Source organism: Psychrobacter urativorans (assembly GCF_001298525.1).
GTDB classification, from domain to species: domain Bacteria; phylum Pseudomonadota; class Gammaproteobacteria; order Pseudomonadales; family Moraxellaceae; genus Psychrobacter; species Psychrobacter urativorans_A.
The window spans coordinates 467,304-490,574 of the sequence record NZ_CP012678.1 but is presented as its reverse complement, the minus strand read 5'-3'; the positions used below and the strand labels follow the sequence as shown (position 1 = coordinate 490,574).

The 23,271-nt window shown below is 41.5% G+C and carries 17 protein-coding genes; 8 read left to right on the top strand and 9 right to left on the bottom strand.

Going from position 1 to position 23,271, the window contains the following annotated elements:
- Nucleotides 1–117: 117 nt before the first annotated feature.
- Nucleotides 118–1,458, top strand: a complete 1,341-nt coding sequence (locus AOC03_RS02040; protein WP_062533374.1) for a S1C family serine protease — start codon at nt 118–120, stop codon at nt 1,456–1,458.
- 150 nt (nt 1,459–1,608) lie between these two features.
- Here AOC03_RS02040 and yfaE read toward each other — a convergent pair whose 3' ends face one another.
- The 6 genes from yfaE to AOC03_RS02010 all read right to left on the bottom strand — a co-directional run bounded on the left by yfaE (nt 1,609) and on the right by AOC03_RS02010 (nt 8,075).
- Nucleotides 1,609–1,875, bottom strand: a complete 267-nt coding sequence (gene yfaE / locus AOC03_RS02035; RefSeq protein WP_062533373.1) for a class I ribonucleotide reductase maintenance protein YfaE — start codon at nt 1,873–1,875, stop codon at nt 1,609–1,611.
- A 136-nt stretch (nt 1,876–2,011) separates the two neighbouring features.
- Entirely contained in the window at nt 2,012–3,145 is a 1,134-nt protein-coding gene (nrdB, locus tag AOC03_RS02030) for a class Ia ribonucleoside-diphosphate reductase subunit beta (protein ID WP_062533372.1), read from the bottom strand.
- Nucleotides 3,146–3,248: 103 nt separating this feature from the next.
- The gene (locus AOC03_RS02025) at nt 3,249–3,638 is read right to left on the bottom strand and encodes a hypothetical protein (RefSeq protein ID WP_062533371.1); all 390 of its coding nucleotides are present in this window, start codon (nt 3,636–3,638) and stop codon (nt 3,249–3,251) included.
- Nucleotides 3,639–3,811: 173 nt separating this feature from the next.
- Nucleotides 3,812–4,747 (bottom strand): HNH endonuclease, encoded by a 936-nt coding sequence (locus tag AOC03_RS02020; protein WP_062533370.1) that lies wholly within the window; start codon nt 4,745–4,747, stop codon nt 3,812–3,814.
- 171 nt (nt 4,748–4,918) lie between these two features.
- Complete coding sequence (nrdA, locus tag AOC03_RS02015) at nt 4,919–7,195, bottom strand: class 1a ribonucleoside-diphosphate reductase subunit alpha (RefSeq protein WP_062533369.1); 2,277 nt, start codon at nt 7,193–7,195, stop codon at nt 4,919–4,921.
- A 520-nt stretch (nt 7,196–7,715) separates the two neighbouring features.
- Nucleotides 7,716–8,075, bottom strand: a complete 360-nt coding sequence (locus AOC03_RS02010) for a YbeD family protein (protein WP_062533368.1) — start codon at nt 8,073–8,075, stop codon at nt 7,716–7,718.
- Between the two features lie 697 nt (nt 8,076–8,772).
- Here AOC03_RS02010 and AOC03_RS02005 point away from each other — a divergent pair.
- From AOC03_RS02005 to AOC03_RS01995, 3 genes are all read left to right on the top strand, one after another.
- Nucleotides 8,773–9,696, top strand: a complete 924-nt coding sequence (locus tag AOC03_RS02005) for a hypothetical protein (protein ID WP_062533367.1) — start codon at nt 8,773–8,775, stop codon at nt 9,694–9,696.
- Nucleotides 9,697–9,763: 67 nt separating this feature from the next.
- Nucleotides 9,764–10,348, top strand: a complete 585-nt coding sequence (locus AOC03_RS02000; RefSeq protein WP_062533366.1) for a YqiA/YcfP family alpha/beta fold hydrolase — start codon at nt 9,764–9,766, stop codon at nt 10,346–10,348.
- Nucleotides 10,349–10,399: 51 nt separating this feature from the next.
- Nucleotides 10,400–11,041 carry a hypothetical protein gene (locus tag AOC03_RS01995; RefSeq protein ID WP_227514265.1) on the top strand — a complete coding sequence of 214 codons (642 nt, stop codon included), beginning with the start codon at nt 10,400–10,402 and terminating at the stop codon, nt 11,039–11,041.
- Nucleotides 11,042–11,247: 206 nt separating this feature from the next.
- Here the strand turns inward: AOC03_RS01995 and rpoD are convergent, their stop codons facing one another.
- The 3 genes from rpoD to AOC03_RS01980 form a co-directional block, all read right to left on the bottom strand.
- Complete coding sequence (rpoD, locus tag AOC03_RS01990; protein WP_062533365.1) at nt 11,248–13,167, bottom strand: RNA polymerase sigma factor RpoD; 1,920 nt, start codon at nt 13,165–13,167, stop codon at nt 11,248–11,250.
- A 555-nt stretch (nt 13,168–13,722) separates the two neighbouring features.
- Nucleotides 13,723–15,954, bottom strand: coding sequence for a DNA primase (locus AOC03_RS01985; protein ID WP_062533364.1), 2,232 nt, complete (start codon nt 15,952–15,954; stop codon nt 13,723–13,725).
- Between the two features lie 146 nt (nt 15,955–16,100).
- Nucleotides 16,101–17,174, bottom strand: a complete 1,074-nt coding sequence (locus AOC03_RS01980; protein ID WP_062533363.1) for an outer membrane protein assembly factor BamD — start codon at nt 17,172–17,174, stop codon at nt 16,101–16,103.
- A gap of 580 nt (nt 17,175–17,754) precedes the next feature.
- On the opposite strand from AOC03_RS01980, the gene AOC03_RS01975 reads away from it, so the two are divergent.
- The 4 genes from AOC03_RS01975 (at nt 17,755) to AOC03_RS01960 (ending at nt 23,221) form a co-directional block, all read left to right on the top strand.
- Complete coding sequence (locus AOC03_RS01975; protein WP_227514264.1) at nt 17,755–18,972, top strand: RluA family pseudouridine synthase; 1,218 nt, start codon at nt 17,755–17,757, stop codon at nt 18,970–18,972.
- A gap of 90 nt (nt 18,973–19,062) precedes the next feature.
- Nucleotides 19,063–20,061 carry a polyphenol oxidase family protein gene (locus tag AOC03_RS01970; protein WP_062533362.1) on the top strand — a complete coding sequence of 333 codons (999 nt, stop codon included), beginning with the start codon at nt 19,063–19,065 and terminating at the stop codon, nt 20,059–20,061.
- An 80-nt stretch (nt 20,062–20,141) separates the two neighbouring features.
- The gene (locus AOC03_RS01965; protein ID WP_062533361.1) at nt 20,142–20,750 is read left to right on the top strand and encodes a flavodoxin family protein; all 609 of its coding nucleotides are present in this window, start codon (nt 20,142–20,144) and stop codon (nt 20,748–20,750) included.
- Nucleotides 20,751–21,778: 1,028 nt separating this feature from the next.
- Nucleotides 21,779–23,221 carry a cytochrome c gene (locus AOC03_RS01960; RefSeq protein WP_062533360.1) on the top strand — a complete coding sequence of 481 codons (1,443 nt, stop codon included), beginning with the start codon at nt 21,779–21,781 and terminating at the stop codon, nt 23,219–23,221.
- Nucleotides 23,222–23,271 lie beyond the last annotated feature (50 nt).

Sequence of the window (23,271 nt, the reverse complement as noted above, 5' to 3'; positions counted from 1 at the left end):
TATACTTTGCATACGTGCAAGCACCTATAACATAAAGCTTGCCAGCATTTATTAAAGTTTCTTACTATCAAAATTGTCACTACCTATTGGTCATCTTATCTGTATAGAGGTCTTTGTATGTCGTCATCCCCGAACACCAATAATAAGGCAGCGGTTGTAAAATGGCTGCCTTGGGTTTTATTGCTGATAGTCATTGCAGCGTTTGTCTGGTGGTTTACGAGTATGAGGACACCATCAGAGGCAAAATGGGAAAAACCTGTCGCGCCCGCTGCTGAGCAACAAATCACTGCGCCAACGAGTGAGGGTGCAGAACCGATATCCTCTTATCATGATGCTGTAGCGCGGGCGTCGCAGTCTGTAGTTAATATTTATACCACTCAAAAAATGGCAGAACATCCGTATATGGATGATCCCGTCCTGCGGCGCTTTTATGAATTTCATGGTGGTGACCAAGAAAACCAAGGAGATACCAATTTAGGCTCTGGTGTTATTGTGTCACAAGACGGTTATATCGTCACCAATGCTCACGTTATTGAAAAAGCCGATGAGATTACAGTGGCACTGAGCGATGGTCGTAAGACTCGCGCCAGAATTATTGGTACTGATCCTGATAGCGACTTGGCGGTAATTAAAGTGGATATGACTGGATTAACACCACTGGCTTTCCGTGAAGCACCCAGTCGTGTTGGTGATGTCGCATTAGCCATTGGAAACCCATTTGGTGTCGGGCAAACGGTCACTCAAGGCATTATTTCGGCAACTGGTCGTACTGGGCTTGGGGTCAATAAGTTTGAAGACTTTATCCAAACCGATGCGGCAATTAACCCCGGTAATTCAGGTGGTGCTTTAGTTGATGCTAAGGGCGAGCTGGTTGGTATTAATACGGTCATTTTTTCGCGTTCAGGCGGCTCGATGGGTATTGGTTTTGCCATTCCAACTGCACTGGTTGAACAAGTGATGAATGCCTTAATTAAAGACGGTCGCGTCAGTCGTGGTTGGTTAGGGATTGAGATACAATCACAGATGCGTGATCCCACGCGCTTAGAGAGTTCAACGGGCGTGGAAGTATTGAATGTTATTCCTCAAGGTTCAGCAGCTAAAAGCGGTCTAAAAGTAGGTGATATCATCCTATCTATTGATGGCGTTGAGATGACCGATGACAATACCTTGGTACAGTATGTGGCACGTAAACCGCCTAACACTGAGCTCAATGCACAAATACTACGTGGCGGTAAAAATAGACAGGTGAAAATCATACTGATGGAGCGTCCACCTCAAGAAGAAGTCGAGCAACCTACCATTATTTATGATGGAAGCGCTGCAGGGCAACCAAGCTATCAGCACGACTATGAAGGTCAGGATCAGAGTCAAGATGCACCACCGATGTCTGAAGAAGAGCGTCTACGTATGCGTGAAGAGCTGCTAAAATTGTTTGAACAAGACGCAGCTAAACGATAAATAGGCTTAATTCTTATCACAAATAGCTGGTAAGTATTTGATAAAATGAATAAAAAAAGCGCGCTATCTTACCCAAGATAGCGCGCTTTTTCGTGGCTGATGACTAATTAATGTGTAATCAATAATGATAAAGCGTAAAAATCTAACCAATTATTCTGATATCAGTTCATGGTCGATATGAATCACGCCTTGCACTCGACAGCAACACGGCAGTATCTCATCTTCTTCCAGCATTGCTAATGGTACAAACGGATAAGCGATTGGATGTGAGCTGGACACGTTGCGCACACGGCAGCTACCACAATAACCTTCGCGGCACTGATAATTGACATCGTGACCTGTACGCAACAAGCCATCAAGCAGACTCTCATCATCGTGTAAATAGAATTGCATCTTACTGGTCATTACCCAAGTCATCATTCATCCTACAAGGCGTTATCGCGCAAAAAATCAGCAAAAATTTATTAAACTCGTTAGCTATTTTTACCATTAAAAAGTTATCACTCAAATCCTATAGCTTAAACTTTATAATTCAAATCCTATAACTCAAAGCTTATAATTCAAAGTCATCAAAATCAGTGTTTGATAAATCGGAATCAATTTGCCCAACCAAATACGAGCTGATTTCGGTCTCTTGCGGCGCAACTTGCACATTATCCGACGACAACCACGTATTAATCCACGGAATTGGGTTTGATTTCGAATTCGGGAACGCGGACGGCAAGCCAACCGCTTCCATACGTAAATTGGTGATATATTCAATATATTGGCATAAAATGTCTTTATTCAGCCCAATCATTGAGCCGTCTTTAAATAAATAGCCAGCCCATGCTTTTTCTTGTTCAGCTGCTTTTTTGAATATCTCAATACTCTGCTCGTAACATTCATTGGCAATCTGCGCCATTTCTGGGTCGTCTTTACCATTACGCATCAGGTTAATCATATGCTGCGTGCCGGTTAAATGCAGTGCTTCATCACGGGCAATCAGCTTGATAATTTTGGCATTACCTTCCATTAGCTTGCGTTCAGCAAAGGCAAACGAGCAGGCAAACGACACATAAAAACGAATCGCTTCTAATACGTTAACCGCCACAATGCACAAATACAGCTGTTTTTTCAGCGATTTTAAATTAACGGTCACTTCTTTACCATTAATCGTATGCGTGCCCGCACCGTATGAGCTATACAGCTGCGAGCTATGATACAGCTCATCGTAATATTGCGCGATATCGGAGGCACGCTCCAAAATATGCTCATTGGTCATAATGTCATCGAATATCAGACTTGGGTCATTGACGATATTACGGATAATATGGGTATAACTGCGTGAGTGAATGGTCTCAGAAAATGACCATGTCTCAATCCATGTCTCCAGCTCAGGAATCGATACCAGTGGCAGCAAAACCACGTTTGGGCTACGACCTTGAATCGAGTCGAGTAGGGTCTGATACTTAAGATTACTTAAAAAAATATGCTGTTCATGCGAGGATAAATTGCCAAAGTCGATACGGTCTTTTGATACATCGACTTCTTCTGGACGCCAAAAAAATGACAGCTGCTTTTCAATCAATTGCTCAAAAATCGGGTGCTTTTGCTGGTCATAGCGGGCAATATTGACTGGCTGACCAAAAAACATCGGTTCAGTGAGCGCGTTATTTGGCGTTTGAGAGAAAATCGAGTAAGTCATGGGACTGCCTTTATAAGTTGTGCGATTATGAATATAAATTTAAAAATAATGCTGTAGAAATAAGGTCAACAGTGCGTTATCAGCGCTTTATGAGCCGTTCTATTTATAAATCCTCTAACGATATCTGGGTCTGTCCATCGTTCATATAGGCTTTAAAGATTTCGCTAAGCTCACTATCGTCTAATGCGGATAGTTCATCGATAGCGCCCTTGCGCTGTGTTCCCAAATCAAGGTCTTGTGATACTTTTGGTAATTCTTTTTTTGGCTGCTTCTTGACTGGTTTTTTTGCCTCTTTTGCTGCTGTTTCTCTTGGCGCTGTCGTCTTTGGGGTTTCTTGTTTTGGTTCTGTGCTTGTACTTAATTGCTGACGAACGGCTGCGATATCGACGGTGACTTGTACAATGTGCGCGCCCCCATCGTTGCCATTATTTAGGTCGGCAAATACGTTAGGGATAAACAAACCACCGTCTTTGATGATCGCGGTATATTGCACTATGACCTCCGTCGGTTTTATGCTTTGTATGTGTTTTAATTATAGCAATTCAGGCACTTAGTTTAAGTGTAGGTTGGTGTCGAAGGATGAGACCCAACAAGTTATTAAGTTAAAACCGTTGGGTGTCGCAAGCTCCACCCAACCTACGCTTGCTTTAAAGCTAATACATTGTATTAAGCCACTTTAGAGCCTTTAGATCGGTTACAGCGCCAACATAAAACCTGTAAATTATCCTCAGTCGTCATTCCGCCTTTGGATATTGGAATAATATGATCAATCTCAAGTAAAAGGTTTCTCTCGCTTGATGTTGAGATATAACACATCTTACAAGTATAATTATCTCTTTGTTTTATTTGCTCTCTGAGTCTAGCAGTCATTAATGAACGTTGTCCTGCAGCACTTTTTTTAAATTTCACAATCTCAGATAAATAGCCAACGAAACGCTCTAGCTGATCCAAATTAAGCTTGAAAATAAATGATGATGAGCTGTTTCCACCTGCTGAAATATATTGGAAGGTATATTCAGGAAAGTGTAGCTGATTTAGATTGACGGGAGTAAATCCAAGCTCTTGCTTTACTCTCTCTTTATCATACCGCCATACTGCCCAAGGTATAGAATCAATAACTGTGGTCACAACCGTATCTCTCTCATTAATCAATAAGACACGACCCTGCTCAACAGCCAAAAAATTATTTAAGACCATCTCTAATTGCTCAAGAGTCGCCTCATTAGTTTTTATATTGAAATACTTGCATAAATATTTAAAAGGTTGATTATTAGCATTTTTGACAACTGATGCCGAACATTGATGCGTGCGTCTATTATTGGCTTGATTAGCCCATTGCCTTCTTTGCATGTTATAGCGGCTGTTATCAACCAGCTGCCCTTCACCATAATCAAAAGACTCCATGCCGCTATAAGATAGTTTTAAATCTTCTATATGATCATTGAGCGCGTTACATTTTTCCGCATTCAGTGCCAAATTGTTTTTCATAGAAATAAAACTATCGCTTTTGAAATAAAAATTCAAAGCTAATGGGATAACAATTTTTAATACAAAAAACCATGCTAGTATCCCAAACACTATTATCTTGATAATCTCAGCCATAATCTCAACACCCTCTACTTTAATATCTGTCCCAATCTCTACTTAAAATAAGTATCTATAACATCTAAAATTGAGGCGTAGGGTGCGTTCCACGCACCATTTAATAAAAAATATGAGTTTTTATGCGTTTTAGGTGCGTAAAACGCACCCTACGCTTAAACATCAAGAATTTTAAATCTTACAAGCCCCGCCAGCACAATCATCTTCCATATCCGCTTGGGCATCATTCGCGCCATCACGAGTATTGTGGTAATACAAGGTTTTTACGCCAAGTTTATACGCCGTCAATAAGTCTTTGAGCAGCACTTTCATCGGTACGCGCTGACCTTCAAAGCGAGTCGGGTCATAGTTGGTATTTGCCGAGATACTTTGGTCGACGAACTTTTGCATGATAGCGACCAGCTTTAGGTAACCGTCATTGTTCGGCATTTGCCACAATAGCTCGTACTGATATTTGAGCTTGTCAATGTCAGGCACGACTTGCTTAAGGATGCCATCTTTTGACGCTTTAATAGAAACTAAGCCGCGTGGTGGCTCGATACCATTGGTGGCATTGGCAATCTGGCTCGAAGTCTCAGACGGCATCAAGGCGGTTAGGGTAGAGTTACGCAGACCGTGGGTAGTGATTTCAGTGCGCAGCGTTTCCCAATCAAGATGTAGCGGCTCTTGGCAGATTTTATCCAAGTCTTTCTTATAGGTATCAATCGGCAATATACCTTGCGAATAGGTGGTCTCGTTAAATGCCGGACACGCACCTTGCTCTTTTGCCAATTTATTTGACGCTTTCAAGAGATAAAATTGCAACGCTTCAAAGGTTTGATGGGTCAGACTAAGGGCTGAGTCGTCAGAATAGCGCACACCATTTTTAGCCAAATAATAAGCATAGTTAATCACGCCAACGCCTAAGGTACGGCGACGCATACTGCCATTTTCAGCGGCTTTTACCGGATAGTCTTGATAATCTAGCAGGGCATCTAGCGCACGAACAATCAGCTCAGCAGGTTCTTCGATGTCGCTCACGTGCTCAACTTTACCTAAGTTCACCGCCGATAGCGTGCATAGTGCAATCTCACCTGCTTCGTCATTGATATTATCAAGTGGTTTGGTTGGTAGCGCGATTTCCATACAGAGATTGGATTGGCGAATTGGCGCAACGCTGGCATCAAATGGGCTATGAGTATTACAGTGATCGACGTTTTGAATATAAATACGACCGGTGCTGGCACGTTCTTGCATCATGAGACTAAACAATTCTGTCGCTGGAATTTGACGCTGACGAATGGTTTTGTCTTGCTCGTACTTGGTATATAACTCTTCAAATTTGTCTTGGTCTTCAAAGAACGCATCGTATAAGCCTGGCACGTCAGAGGGCGAAAACAAGGTGATATCTTGATTTTTAATCAAACGGGTATAGAGCGTTTTATTGAGCTGAACGCCATAATCCATATGACGGACACGGTTATCTTCTACGCCGCGATTATTTTTAAGCACTAATAGCGACTCAACTTCTAAATGCCATAATGGATAGAATAACGTCGCTGCACCGCCACGAACGCCACCTTGTGAGCAACATTTCACTGCCGTTTGGAACAGTTTATAAAAAGGTACACAGCCAGTATGTTGCGCTTCACCGCCACGGATAGGGCTACCAAGGGCGCGGATACGTCCGGCATTGATGCCAATACCTGCACGCTGCGATACGTAGCGTACGATGGCGCTAGTGGTCGCGTTAATAGAATCTAAGTTATCACCACATTCAATCAGCACACATGAGCTAAACTGACGCGACGGCGTACGCACGCCTGACATAATCGGGGTCGGTAAGGAGATTTTAAATTGTGAAGTGGCGTCATAAAAACGCTTCACATAGTTCAGACGCTCGCCCTTTTCATAATTGGCAAACAGACACATACCAACCAGCATATATAAGAATTGTGGGCTCTCATATACCGTCTTGGATACACGGTCTTGCACGAGATATTTCCCCGCCATTTGCTCAACCGCCGCATATGCCAAATTCATATCGCGCCAGTGGTCAACATACTCATTGAGTTCTTCAAATTCTTCACGGCTATAATCCGCTAGGATATGCGCATCATATTTACCCGCGTCCGTCAGCTTTTGCACATGGTCAAACAAATGCGGCGGCGTAAATTTATTATAAGCAATTTTGCGCAAGTGAAAAATCGCCAAACGTGCTGCTAAATACTGATAATCAGGTGTATCTTCAGAAATCAAATCCGCAGCCGACTTAATGATGGTTTCGTGAATATCACGAGTTTTAATGCCTTCGTAAAACTGAATATGCGACTTCAGCTCCACTTGTGATACCGACACATTGTTTAACTTGTGAGCTGCCCACTCGATAACCTTATGAATCTTATCTAAATTAATAAGCTCAAGACTGCCATCGCGTTTGGTCACTTTAATTTTATCAATATGTGTCATGCTGCCCTCGGTGGTTTATTACTGATATTGGTTTACTACTGATATTCATCGCGCACGGATAACATCCGGCACGTTCTTATTATCGTGCTATCGCTTATTTACATGATATTCACGCTTTTTTAAAGACAAAAGCATACCGTTAGTTACTATGAATGAAATCATAGTAAACACTAGATATAGCGTATTTGGCGTTAAGTAGGCACAATATAGCGGGAAAATTTTAAAAATGCTATATTGATTTTAGAGAGAAACTATGTTGCCCACAGGCTATGAGGGGTCTAATTTTTAGCAAAGGGCGATGGGACAAGGGATAGGCGAATTCGTAAAAAAAATAAAATAAAATGCTTGTATTTTGCTGTGGCAGTAACTTTGAAACAGTTGGTCATATAAGCGCGCGACTTTATAATGACGGGCGCTGATTGTACCTGAGACCACAAAAAATCGCCACCCAAAAGCGTGACGATTGTGATTATTGACAGTCATTTATTATAAAAGTAAGCATTTGTTTAACATGCCTAGACTACATCACGATACGTACCGTTGTCGCGGCATCAAGTGAGGCGTATAGGGTATTGACTTGTTCAGCCGTTGTTAAGTATAAATTAACCCGCGCAGAGTGAAAACGCCCTGTTTTAGATGGCTTTACTTCGATAGACGCTAAGTCAAAATCGGGAAACTGACTGCCCAAAATCAGCTTAACTTCATTCAATAACGTCTCATTCTCACCTTCATGACCGATGATGCTCATGGGATAATTCATCGGAAAATCCCATAATTCAGGATTTTGAATGTCGGTTTTTTTGCCTTTGATTTCATCATTGGCAAGCGATATTTGAGAGACGTTGACTTCTTTTTTAGGGTTTTGTTGATCATTACTCATGGGAGAGTCCTTAAGATAGTTTTACGAGGTAAATAAGGGTTAGAGATAAAGTGTTTAGTTACTATTTATAATGATGCTTATCTATATATTCAAGGGCTATAAGATATATAGTAATGCTGATATAAAATCGATAATACAATCGTCAATATTATTGATTTGTATCAGTCCACTAAGCGGTTATTAAGATGTTGCTAACTTTAGACGACAGTAGTTGTCGCAAACTTTATTTTAGTCTCTTTCTTTTTATCAATTTTTATACTATAGTTATTTAGTCAGTAAGATATTTAGTCAGTAAGATATTTAGTCAGAAAAAAATGATATCTTAGTACGGAGTTAACCCTCGAAGCGCAATGCTTCACCTCATAACTCTGCTGTTTGTGTTAAATGCACTATTTGCGTTAAATCTAAAATTTCTTGACGTGTATTCTTAACATGTATTAACGACTACCATTCTTATTATCAATCAATCAATCAACAAATAAAAGTAATCAAATATCGCCTGCATACCAATGCTGGTGACACAGCTTTTATTGTCAACAAACTAACCTTAAACAAATTAACTGACTTATTTTACCTTTATAACGTTGCTAAAAAAGCTGCGAACCGATACGGCTGACTTAAAATTCGTAGTACCAATAAAAGCAAATATTAAAATAACGCTCTACTAAACTAAATTTAGAATAATAAGGAAAATCTTATGACCAATAAAAAATATACTTTTGAACAAAAACGTATAGATAATGTGCAGTGGTCAGGCGTATCCAGACTCTCAAGTTTACCGTCACTGCCGGATTATAGTAAATCTCCCCCACTGAAAACCCCATTGTTTTATCTTAGAAGCGTGTCTATTGACAGTTATGAAGATGATATTTATTTTGTGAATAATACCGATCAGACGCTAAGCTTTGTAGCGCCGTTTAGGTTGTATAGAAACCTAACAGATGCTAAAGCCAAGCTCGGTGATGTAAGCGATAGAAATCTCGATAAAGTGAAATTTTATTCAGACGATATGGATCGTTTATATACTAAAGTGTTACCCAATCAAGGCGTGCGTATCGGGAGCTATCATATTATGTATGATAGTGATGAAATGATGCAGTGGTTTATTGATGTGCCTTATAAAGGGGTTGATAGCCATAATAGCGATTATGCCGTTTGGCATTTTAATGTGGTGAAGAAAGGCGGAATCGGTGAGACGTACACACTACTGTGGGATGATTTTAGCAAACCTTCACATATGGTCAGTGCTAACTGTATATCTGAGCGTGCGGATATGCCGATTGAACCTTCCGTATATGAAGAACGCTGTTGGGTATTGGATAATTTAATTGATGCTGTTGGTGTGGCTAATGCCATATTTGTACTGGCTATTAACGATGTGCTGTATCGGTATGCTGTGGGCTGGAGTGCTCCCTATAACGAGTCTGACATACAAGCAAAAGACATTGCCCATAATTTACAAGAGCGAAAGCCTAACGACGTCGAGGCGATAAAAGAGATTGTCCAAGCGGTTTATGATTTTTGGTTTAACGAGGGTTTTGCGAAGGATATTCCAGTGGCGGCTTGCGCGGAGATTCTTGGCTTGTATCAAACATATAGTGCTAATAAAAACACTCTCTAAGCTAAGCTATATCAATACGTTAAACCATTGACTATTAATAAAAATAATCCTTAAAAAGGAGAGAGTTATGATGTTTCCCATTGAGAATAACGACACATTTTTACTATTTTTCCACGGTTTAGATTCGAGCAATGAGACCAGTAAATACACTTGTATTAAACGTGAGCCTAAATATTGCCAGACCGTTAATTATCGAGATAACTTTGAGGAGGTCTTTGAGATTTATGACGCATTGATTCAAGAGAAAATGAAGCAATATCCTCGAGTAGTATTAGCGGGGCATTCGCTTGGCGGTTGGTTTGCCAATCATTTTGCCCATAAATACAATTTGCGTGCGCTCTTGATTGCGCCCTGTATCTATCCCAGTGAAATGTTAGCCGATCGTATTCCAGAGGTGGCTGATATGAAACTGTCTTTTCCTACCTCTAACACTGAGCTGATGCGAGTGATGATAGAGGTCGATGATGAGTCTTTGGATGTGGCAGTCGCCAGACGTACGTTTGTAAACTTACCTGAGAGCTGGGAAGTGGAATATTTCGAGCGTGGTCATCACCGTATCGCGCGTAGCGAAGATATTTGGTATCACCTAGTCCATCTGTGCGAAGACCCTATAGTTTGGATGGATGAGGCAACGTTTTATGGTGAAGATTAACCGCAATTTGGCTTACCTCATATTCTTGTTGTCGAAGTTCAGGAGTCAGCTATGTCTAATATGAACCGCCAAAATCTTAATTATTCTAAATATACCAGTCGTTATAGTCCTCGTCATCCTTTGGCAAAACACGCTGTCAGTCAAATAGGCAAGCTTGAATTGCGCCCACAAGATATCGTCAAAGCAATGGGCTATCCTCAACAACACACCATAGTAACTTGTGACCGTCTGCGTCATGTATTGTCTAGCGATATATTAGGACTAAATGGGAGCGATGTTGATACGTACTTCTCTGCACATGAATTCTTAAAAGCCTTGCTGATAGTGCTGGATATACCATACGAGACGTTTGCAGACAATATTACTCAAATAGAATTTGATTTAGCGAATTATCCTTATCCACTATCTCAGTATCGTTTACGAGCGGTTATTAATTTTAAGTTTACTGCGGGCGCAAATTGGATGTCTCGTGGCGTTGCCGCTAGTAAGGCGAACGTATACCTGCCTGATGACATTGCCAAACTTCATCATGTAGAACGTGAATCAATAGTGCAGCAGTGTATTCATGCGCATTATAAAAAGTATAAAGGTAATTTGCCATATAACGGCGAGATTAACGGCTATCGATTGATTGTTAAACAGCGTCATGCAGTTGTTGATAGGATTGAGTATGGGCTGCCGGAGTGTGAGTAAAGTTTAATGCGTAATTATTAACATGGTATTGATGAAAAATATTTATATTACTTTGTAAATAGGGCGAGTATTCAATTAAGCCAAATGATACCAAAAACAGAGTATCTAACAGGCACAAAAAAGCTGAGACACGCTCAGCTTTTTCTATGGTATTTTTTCTATGGCAGTTTAATTTTTAGTTATTGAACTGTGTCTTTAGCAGACCACTAGTCATTTTCAAGGAACGAGCGCAAATGTTCAGAACGTGATGGATGACGTAATTTACGTAAAGCTTTTGCTTCAATCTGACGAATACGCTCACGCGTGACATCGAACTGCTTACCGACTTCCTCTAGCGTATGATCGGTTGGCATATCGATACCAAAACGCATTTTCAGCACGCGTGCTTCACGTTCCGTTAAGTTACCAAGTACATCACGCGTCGCTTCACGTAGACCAGCAGCCGTCGCATCGTCAACAGGGCTTGAAATCGTACCATCTTCAATGAAATCGCCTAGGTGTGAATCTTCATCATCACCGATAGGGGTTTCCATAGAGATCGGTTCTTTAGCGATTTTAAGCACTTTACGGACTTTAGCTTCATCCATCTCTAAGCGTTCGCCTAATTCCTCAGGCGTCGGCTCGCGTCCCATTTCTTGTAATAATTGACGAGAGACACGATTAATTTTATTAATGGTCTCAATCATATGCACTGGAATACGAATGGTGCGTGCTTGGTCAGCGATAGAGCGGGTGATTGCCTGACGAATCCACCATGTCGCATAGGTTGAGAATTTATAACCACGGCGATATTCAAATTTATCTACCGCTTTCATCAAGCCAATATTACCTTCCTGAATTAAATCCAAGAACTGAAGACCACGGTTGGTATACTTTTTAGCAATTGAAATGACCAGACGTAGGTTGGCTTCAACCATTTCTTTCTTAGCACGGCGGGCTTTAGCTTCACCAACTGCCATACGGCGAGCGACGTCTTTCATGTCGTGGATTTCCATGTCGAGCTTATGCTCGTAATCACGAATAGCACGTTGCAGTAAAATTACATCATCGGTGACTTTTTCTAACGTCGCGGCAAAGCCAGGCTTACCTTTTAGACGTTCAGTGAGCCAATCAACGTTGGTTTCATTACTTGGAAAGGTCTTACGGAATTCTTCACGCGGCATACGACCACGGCGAATCACCAAACGCATGATTTGACGTTCTTGCTTACGTACGTCGTCATACACATCATGCATAATTGCCATGACTTGGTCTGATAGGCGATTATTAAGTTTGAGCATCATGAAGCGGCAGGCGAGCTGTTCATAAGCTTCGCTTGCTTGTACGCTACCACGACCATAATCGAGCAACGCTTGTTTAGCAGTAATAAATAAGCCTTCGATTTCTTCTAAACGCAGGCGCACTTCTTCTGGATCGATACCACCAGTTTCTTCTTCGGCATCGTCGTCTTCAGCCACTTCTACTTCTTCTTCCTCGTCATCGTCTAAGTCGATTTTGGCTTTAGATTTTGCTTTAATGACAGGAAATTTCTCTTCTTTCGCGGCGGCGGCTTCTTCTTTTGCTGCCTCTTTCGCAGCTAACGTTGCCGCTTTGTCTTCCTCAGTCTCAGGATCTAAAAAGCCAGTAATAACGTCAGAAAGTTTCTTTTCGCCATCTTGTACTTTTTGATATTCATCTAGTACAAATTGCACCGTTCCCGGCCAATAAGACATGGCGTGCTGAACGTCACGAATACCTTCTTCGATACGCTTGGCAATGGCAATTTCGCCTTCACGGGTCAGCAAGTCAACCGTACCCATCTCGCGCATATACATACGCACAGGGTCAGTGGTACGACCCGGATCGGTTTCAACCGCTGCCAATACGGCGGCGGCTTCGTCTGCTGCCGATTCATCATCATTAGAATCATCGTTCATCAAGATGTCATCAGCATCAGGCGCGGATTCAAAGATTTTGATACCAACGTCGGTTAACATCTGCACGATATCTTCGATTTGATCACTTTCTGTGATCGAGTCAGGCAACTGATCATTCACCTCAGCATAGGTCAGATACCCTTGCTCTTTACCCATTTGGATTAAGGTGGCCAGTTGAGATGTGGACTTAGAAACTGACTTATCGTTCATAAATACTCACTTTGTTTGCGTCGGGAATCTTCATTACATGACCTGCTGAAACGTGATGCGGGGCGGGCGTTGGTCGACTCTATATGGTGACCAAAAAACGTCAGGCGTATCATTAATAATAAAAATAGATGGATATTAGTAAAATTCAAAAATATAAAAGCTTAAATCATAAAATAATTCAAAAATGTACTTAAATCATAAAAATAGTCTTTAAAAAATATGAGTGCTAGGGTAAATGTTCATTATGAAAACCCTAAAAAATTAAAATGCTAAAAAAAGTCGTCATTAACAGGCAGTACCAACAGATACTAACCATGACAGCGGCATATTTTAACACAGTCTCTATTATCCAGACTATGGCTATCCGTCAGAGCGCTTATGAACCGTTATAATCTGCTATCTATTTTAAGTTTTTAATCAATGCTAATTGGGCATAATGATAAATAATGGGGTCAAGGCGTATAGTTTTAAAGGGCTACGCCATTATAAGTAATAATCTGAACAACTATTTATGCAAAATAAATCCAAAGTTAGGAAAAACAGCCAAAACACTTTTTACACGATTATCATTTGCGCTGATTGTTCTGCTTGCTGCGCCCTTAACCAATCACTTAATAACTGCGTCTGCTTATTCACAATAAACTGCTTGATAGTATCTGGATTTTTTATCAGCGCTTTCATCTTTTTTTGCATACCATTATTCATCAGTTGCAGCACTAAATTTTCAATTTGCTCATCTAAGCTCATAATATTTCTGGCAGTTAGAGTTTTATAAAATGCACCCCAACTTCGGCTAAGAGGCTCTTGAGTACTGGGGTTAAGATTGGATAAGATAAAATGTGCCGCGCCATTCACATCGGGCGGTAAGTAAGACGAACAGCGTTGAATAGTGCTGACCACATCAAATAGGGCGGCATCTTGCAGGTCTTCCCATGCCATCGGGCGATTGGCGTCAGCAGGAGCTCTTTGTTTAATATGGGCTGGCAACGCTAAGCGATCAATACCCGCCTGCCGCCAAATTGCCTCGATAGGGTCATCACGTAGCGCCCGTGGTTGAAACAAAAAACACAGCTGTAATTGCTGACTGATGGTCATATCACCATCAAAATTTAATAAGGCATCTTTTGCTTCACTGTTTTGGCTGCGTTTGCCACCAAGCTTTTGATAAATATCATTGTTGAGCAAGTAGCGAAAACTGCTGCCTTTAGGTAGTGCCGCCGTCAATGCACGCACTTGTGACATGAGCTTGGCTTTGCCTTCCACCAAGGATAAGTCGTGACGCTCACTTAAATAAGCAAAGATATATTGCGAGAGTGGCATGGCATTGGAGATTTGCTCACGCATGGCATCTGCGCCATTACTCTTAATAAAGGTATCAGGGTCATGATTGTTGGGTAAGGTTAAAAAGCGCAATTCTTTATCGTCGCTAAGCACGGGCAAGGCGATCTCTAAAGTTCGCCAAGCCGCTTTTTGTCCGGCACTATCACCATCAAAGCTTAAGGTTAACGTTGGATTCAGCGTGAGTAAGCGTGAGATTTGGCTCTCGTTAATCGCCGTGCCCATCGACGCTACTGCGCCATAAATACCCGCTTGATGTAAGGCAATGACATCCATATAGCCTTCGACTACTAGCCAGTCATTGGCGCGTTGCTGGCGCGATTCATAGTAGCCATATAATACGTGCTGTTTATGGAAAACGGGCGAGTCAGACGAGTTGATATATTTGGGCTTTACTTCATCATCTAAAGCGCGACCGCCAAAGCCAATCGTGCGACCCTGATTATCTCTAATCGGAAAGATAATCCTATCCCGCAGCAAGTCATAATCGCGCCCAGACTCTGATTGACGCACCAAACCAAGGGCTTTAAGACCTTCGATATCTTGTGGAAAGGCGTGCTCAAGATGCTGCCAACCAAAGGGCGCATAGCCAAGACCAAAAATCTCTAAGCTTTGTTCAGTAATACCGCGTGATTTAAAGTAATGCAGGGCGTGCGGATGCGTCGTTAAACTCTGCTGATAAAATTGCTGAATTTGGGTCAGTAATTCGTATAAATTACCGTCTTTATCATGAACTATATTATCTACGCTACCGCTATCAAAGCCTGTATACATAGCATCATCTGGCGGATAACTATGCTCACCTTGATGTTCATTCTGATAGTTGTTTTGATGTTCTGAACTATAATCAGTGTCGTGGTTATCAGTATAAGTGTCAGCATAGCTATCGCCATAACCATCACCCATATAAGGCATCGAATTATAATTATCTGAATCATAACTGTCTAATGCTGAATAATCTGCATAGTCATTACTATCATAATTTGGCTGCTGTTGTGACTGATGCTGATGGTCTAAAGTTGAGCCGATAGAAGGCACATCAATAGTTTGAACCGGATTTTTAATGCTAAGTGATGGGTTAGATACTGCCGGTGATGCAACAGGTTTCGGAGTGGGTTTAGCTTTCGTGCGTTGATAGCGCACGTTTTGGTGTTCTTCTTTGGGTACTTCGATGCCCGTTTGTTTTGACAGCTCGTTGACCGCTTCAACAAAGGTTAAATTTTCATAATCGCGCAAAAAGCTGATGGCGTTACCGCCAACACTACAGCCAAAGCAGTGGTAAATATTTTTTTGTGGATTCACATAAAATGAAGGCGACTTTTCGCCATGAAACGGACAGCATCCCTTATATTCACTACCTGCACGTTTAAGCGTGGTATGACGACCAATGATACTGACAAGGTCAGCTTGGCTGTTTAATTGTTCAAGAATATGGTTGGGAATACTCATGCAAAAAATAATTTACCATAAGACAATGATAGTGGAACAAAAACAGTAGAACAAAGACAGAAAAATAAGGTCAACTACATAGTTGACCTTATTAAGTATCCTGATTTATCGACTGTACTATAATGATGACTGTTGGTTAATGGGTATTAATTACTGTCATTCACATCGGCGCTATCTTTACTAATCTCACCTAAGCGCAGACCGCCGCGACTGGTTGGTGCGGCAAGTGGCGCTTCAGCATTAGGTGCACCAGCAGTATTGGCACTTGGTAATCTTAGTTGAGTGGCGTTATAAATCATTTGCGTTTTGGTCGCGCCACTATATTGACCATCCGCCACCGATGCATCTTTCATGCTGGCACGACCAAGCTGTCCAAAGGTTAATTTATTCAGCCAAGTGCGGTCGGCTTTCGTATTCAGCTTGACGCGTCCATCACTCGTTAGCCAGTTTGGATAGTTGATTTGTAGCAGCTTTTTATAGTCTTGTGATAAGTCAGTTAGTCCCAACTGTTGATTGCTATAAGCCAAAATAGCAATGGCTTCAGGCACTGATTCACTGAGCGGATAATATTGGAATACCCATTTAGCACGGTTAACGGCGGCAACATACGCTTCACGTTTAATATACCAGTTAGCAGCGGTCAGCTCGCTTTCGGCAAATTGATTATAAATAAAAGTCATCCGTTGTGCGGCATCTGGTGCATAGGGACTATTTGGATATTTATTAATCAGCTCTTGGAGGTTGGCAAACGCTAACCGATAATAGGAAGTATCGCGTTTGGCTTGATTGGTTTTAAACAGCTTAATGCCTTCAGCTGAACCCTGCATATTAGCGACACCACGTACATAATACGCGTAGCTGACTTGCGGGTTAGAAGGATAGAGGCGAATAAACTGCTCAGCGCTAGCGGCTGCGGTCTCGTAAGTACCACTTGCATATTGCGCATACATGATATCAAGCAATGCTTGTTCCGCATACTGTCCAGTAGGATAAAAGGTACGCAGATTGTTCAAGTCTTCAATCGCTTGCGTATAGCGTTCTTTATCGATTTGAGCAATGGCGTCACTATAGTAGCCTTGCTCTGACTTCTCGGCAGTTTCTATCGTATCGACGTTTTTATTGGTCAGGTTTTTGAAAGTCTGACAGCCAACCAAGTTGACACTTAATGCCAATAGAGTGACTGATGATAGTTTGATAAACGTGTTGCCAACAGGGCGCATACTTCTCTCCGCACAAGACGCATAATAGCAATGGCGCTATCATGCTATAGAACAGTTAATGGTCAAAAATAAAAGGCTTATCAAGGTAGCAATGAATCCATTAACTACACCTGATTGCGGATGTCTGTCACAGCACAACACACAAAATATTGCCTACTTTATAGAATAAAGCATGGCTCGTCTATTTTTTCGTCAGCTAATTTGTAGTTATTAGGCAAGCGTTTATGACAGCACAATAATTTTCTACAGTTTAGCACGCTCAGCGGTCATGGAGGATGAGCAATGTGTTTAAACTGATAAATAACTATCAATACCTACCGAAGTTATAGGATTAAGCGCGCCGTCCTATTCGCTCAGGTCAATCATTTGGTTAGTAATTAAAAAAATGTGTTCGTAATTAATAACTAGAAGAGGACAGATACCCGTGCACCACTATAGGGCTTGAGCGCGTAGCGTGCTACACTATAGAGACATTAGACCTATTTTTTGTTTTGGTTATTAATATTTTTAATCGCAAAAAATGGTCTATCTATCTTTTTATAAAGTCCACAATTGTGACTTTGCCACATATGAATTTGCCATGAATAATGATGCTATGACCACAAAATTATCACCAAATCAGTCGTTAGATACCGGTTTATCAACGCAAAAACTATCCACTCAAGATGAGTATTATTTAGGAACTGAAGACGAGTTACTAAATGATGACGACTTATATGACGACCATGACGACTTAAATAATGAGTCACTTGATACCGAAAATCTATCATTTGATGACGATGGCTTCGATGATGCGCAAGACGATGACATACCTGAATTAAGCATAGCCCTTCCAGACGTGATTGATATGACGCATACGGTGGTTGATAATGAAAGTGGCTTACGTATTGATAAAGTCGCGTCATTGGTCTTCACTGATTTTTCGCGTGCTCAATTGCAAGGTTGGATTGCTGATGGCAGCTTACTGTGCAACGGCAGCGCGCAAAAGTCAAAATACCGCGTCAAACCTGCTGATGTTCTGCATTTATCCACGACGTTGCAACAGCATAGCCAAGATTTACCAGAAAATATCGACATTGATGTGGTGTATGAAGATGATGCGGTATTGGTCATTAATAAACCAGTCGGTATGGTGGTGCATCCAGGTGCTGGCAACCAGACAGGTACGTTGGTTAATGCCTTGTTATATCACTATCCGCAGCAGCATCACTTACCAAGAGCGGGTCTGGTACATCGTATTGATAAAGACACTTCAGGGTTATTGCTTATTGGTAAAACCAAGCCCGCACAAATGGCGTTGATGGAGCAGTTAAAAGATAAGGCGGTTTATCGTCATTATCAGTGTGTGGTCGCAGGAGATCAGGCAAGCTTAATGCGTCATCGTCGTATCGATGCGCCCATTGGTCGTCACCGTAATCAACGTACCAAAATGACGGTGATGACGGCTGGACGCGAGGCAGTTACCCATTTATTAACCGTTACGCCGTTAAATGACAATTATTGTCTATTAGATATTGCGCTTGAGACCGGACGTACGCATCAAATTCGTGTGCATCTCAGTCATATCACTTATCCAATCGTCGGTGACCGTGTGTATGGCGGTCGTCGTCAGTTGCGTGCTGGCTTGACAGAACAGCAGCGCCAAGCTATTGGTCAGTTCTCGCGTCAGGCGTTACATGCTTATGCGTTGGGTTTTGTTCATCCGACCACTGGCGAAGATATCGAAGTTACGACGCCAATACCAGAAGACATGCAAAAACTGATAGCGGTGTTAAGTGACGGCTATGACGTAGAATAAGTAATGGTAATAACCTACTTATGGCTTAAATAGTTGCAAGTAGACGATATATTGAATGAATGAGACGAGATAAATGACGGTAATAAAGCCATGACCAATACCTTTCCTATGACCATGCTTGCGCAGCTTGGTGAGGTGACTGTTTTTCAAACATCAGCGGTTGCACATACGGTAACTGAACGCAGCGATGTTGCTATGGCGACTACAGAAGCGACCACAGAAATCCAGAAAATGTGTCAAACAGGTCAAGCAAGTTATGGCGAGCTTAACTTAGGTTTGCATGTCAATGATAACCCCTCAAAAGTTTTAGACAACCGTATGCGTTTACTAGCCACGATTAATGAGCAACTGGCAATACAGCATCATTTATCTATTAACAGCTTACATTGGGTCAATCAAGTTCACGGTAAACAGATTCATGATATTGATGCGGATAAGCTAACTATGCGTCCTATGGATGCCGATGCGATAGTCAGCCAGCAAGATAAAGTGGGCTTAGCCATTATGACTGCTGACTGTGTACCGATTGTGTTATATCAACCAACAAGCGGACAAGTAGCGGCAATTCATGCGGGCTGGCAAGGCTTAGCATGTGGGGTTATTAAAGCTACCGCTGAGCGTTTTACCGAAACGGGTCAAATCGTGGCATGGATTGGGGTTTGTATTAGCCAAGCGCAATATGAAGTGGGTAGTCAGGTTTGTGACAAGCTACTAGCAGGTTGCATAGAGAATAAATTGTTACCAGCAGCCCATATTCAGAATTTTGCAGCGTTATTTTCTATATCTGCTGATAAAAATATGAAGGCTGAATCTTTAGATAAGAGCATCGATAAACCGGTCAGTGAAAATATTGACAATATTAAAACGATAGTCGGTGAGCATAAAATAAAGCTAAATTTACCAAAGCTTGCTCATGAGCAATTACTAGCGGCAGGCATCACCGTATGCAATGATGCCGCCATTGATTGTAGTTATGCTGACCCTCATTATTATTCTTATCGGCGTCAGACACATTTGCAGCAGCCAGCCACAGGACGTATGGCGCTGGTTATTGTGCGTAGTGCGCCCATGCCTGAACTGAATCACTGAACTGAATCGCACTGAACACGTTTTAACTTATTAAATTTTATGTTTGACTTAAATTTTTATTATCTATTATTAGAGTTTGTATGAAATCATCTGTCACACTGCCTGTACCACCTTCTACAAGTAGCGCTGCCACGCCTAACGTATCGATAGCGGTTATTTATCATAGTAGCTATGGTCATACTAAACGGGTGGCTGAAGCGGTAGTCACAGGCGCGCGCCAGCAGTTACCAGAGTCTCAGGCGAAAGCAATAGATATTCATAACGTCGATTGGGATTTTGTGGATGGCGCAGATTTATTAGTTTTTGGTAGTGCGGTATATATGGGTAGCGCACCCGCAGCGTTTAAAACGTTTATGGACGAGACCTCAAAACGTTGGTATCACCGTGAATGGGAAGGCAAGTGGGCAGCAGGATTTGCTAACTCAGGTGGTCTGAGTGGTGATAAACTCGCTGTATTGCAACAGATTTGTATCTTCGCCATGCAACATGGCATGAATTGGATTGGCATGCCGCTTATGCCAACAGGACATGGCGAAGAGGACTTAAACCGTCTCTCAAGCTTTTTAGGGTTAATGACCCAATCGATGAATGCGCCTCCTGAAGAAACGCCACCTAAGGGCGACATCGACACGGCTATTTGGTTTGGTGATCATTTGGCTAAAACGATTATTAAGCACCAGCCAAATTAAAACCCAGTCAAATCGCTAGAGAGAGTGCTAAAAAATTTTTTAGCCCCGTCATTTCATAACGCCTTTATAGCAATAAAAAAGCAGATACTAATATTAGTATCTGCTTTTTTATTGCCATTTAGAGTGCCTAACAAACAAGTTAATACGACTGGTTGGCTGATATGGTTTGAGCTGTATATTTATTAACTTACTTAATAGTCGTATGAGCAAGCTGGCTTGTGACGGGTATAGGGCTGTCGACAAATTGAAAGGATTGACAACCTGTGAGTAGTATTAGCGCTGTTAGCACATAGCCACAATTAAACATCTTCATCATTATTCTCAGCCTAGCGTTATTAGCGTTATTAGCGGTAATAGATAAAGGAGGTACATTATCAATCAAATGCGATTTTAAGCAACGTTACCGCTTGTAGATAGTATAGCGATTCAATGGACTAAGTTATACCGTCTCGTACATTACTATCCAGTACGTTGCAATGTAAATCACGTATAAAATACAACGTGTGATTCATGACAGCTGACCCGTCCTTTATTATTCTAACCGCAGTAATTTCTTGCCATTACGACAATCGTTATTCTCTACAATGTATCTGCTATGTAAATATAAAATACTAGATAGTTAAGTGTAAAAGATAATTTATGAATATTATTAATAATTTCTAATTAATTATAAATGAAATTTTATTATTTTTAATGGTGTTAAGTATTGTTTTTAAAGGAATTATTGTGTTTAAGTGTATTATTATACTAATGTATATAACATTAATATGAGACTGTAATGAGGTTTAGGAGTTACTTTTATTTTTGTAAAAAAATAGAGTATATAAGTTAATATTCAAGCAATAGTAGCGAAATAGTTTTACTTTAGTAGCATTAAGCAGATATCTTTTAGCAATGACCTGCTAAACAGTGACTGTAATAAATAAAAATTTAAATAAAGAAAAATGTCAGGGAAAATTGAAATAAGCAAGCTACTTTAGATGGTATCTGTATGAGTCGATCTGAATAGCCAGCCACATGAGGATATTATGAAGCCATTTTCTATGATGCTATCGTTGCTTGCTGTGGGTATTATGTCCAGTACCGCAATGGCTGAAAGTACAAGCCTAAATCGAATCAGCTTGCCCAATGTTAGCCCTGCTAATAGTGACCTAGTCAACCGCGGTGCATACATTGCGCGTGCTGCTGACTGTATGGCATGCCATGGTGAGGACTATACGGGCGATTCACCGATTGCCACGCCGATGGGTGATATTTATTCAACCAATATTACGCCGTCAAAGCGCTATGGTATCGGCGATTATACCAAAGACGATCTCAAGAATGTTCTCCGCAAAGGGCGTGCCCCCGACGGTATGCTTTATCCTGCAATGCCATATCCCTCGTTTAGTGGCATGACTGATGACGATATTGATGCATTATTTGCCTATTTGCAGACGGTTCCAGCAGTCGATGAGCCGGCAAAATATGAAACGCAACTACCTTTTCCCTTTAATTTTCGCATTCTGATGAAAGGTTGGAATGCGATTAATATTCCGTCGTCAGAAAAACGTGAAGGTCTGACCAAAGCGCAGCAACGTGGTGAATACCTCGTTAATAATCTAGAACATTGTGGCACGTGTCATACACCGCGTAACAGTACCATGGGTGTTGATAAGAAAAGCTATTTATCCGGTGCGCCTTTAGGTAATTGGCATGCGCCAAATATCACCCCTGATAAATCCAGCGGTATCGGTAGCTGGAGTGAGCAGGATATTGTGACTTACTTACGCAGCGGTGAGCTTGATCAGCGTGCCTATGCGGGTGGACCTATGGGTGAGGCGGTTGCACACAGTACACGCTATCTAAAAGATGAAGATTTAGGAGCGATAGCATCTTATTTAAAAGCTGTTCCTGCTATCGAAACGGACGATAAAATCACAGCGGTTGATGTGTCACGTTTACCAAAACCTATTAACGAATCCATCACCCATGATTTGATTGCTCAAAAAGATAGTTTGGCGCGAGCAAAAGCCAGTGTCGCGGGCGGTAGTAACGCACCTGAAGCGCTTTATCTTGCTGCTTGTGGTAGCTGTCATGGTATTAATGGTTATGGTCAGCCTGATGCTCGTTATGCGCCTATCATTGGTTTAAGTAGCCTGCGTCGTGATAAGCCTGATGCATTAGTAAATGTCATTGTTCATGGTATTGATGGCGCAACCAACACCAGTCCTAAAATGCCAGGATTTGCAGAAGATCTGAACGCGGAACAGATAGCAGGTATTGCCAATTATGTTCGCGTTAACTTTGGTGGTCTTAAAGATAGTAAGGTGAGTGCTGCGGATGTCGATCGCATTATGACCACAAAGCCTGATCAGCCTTTCTTGATTAAATATGCAGCTATATTGGCATGGCTTGGCATTATTGTGGTAGTGCTGTTGCTTGGTCTATTGGTACGCTGGTTATTCCGTCGGAAAAGTCAGGCTCGTTAAGAGTATTTTTACTGACCGACTACCAGTTGATAATAATTAAGACAGTGTAG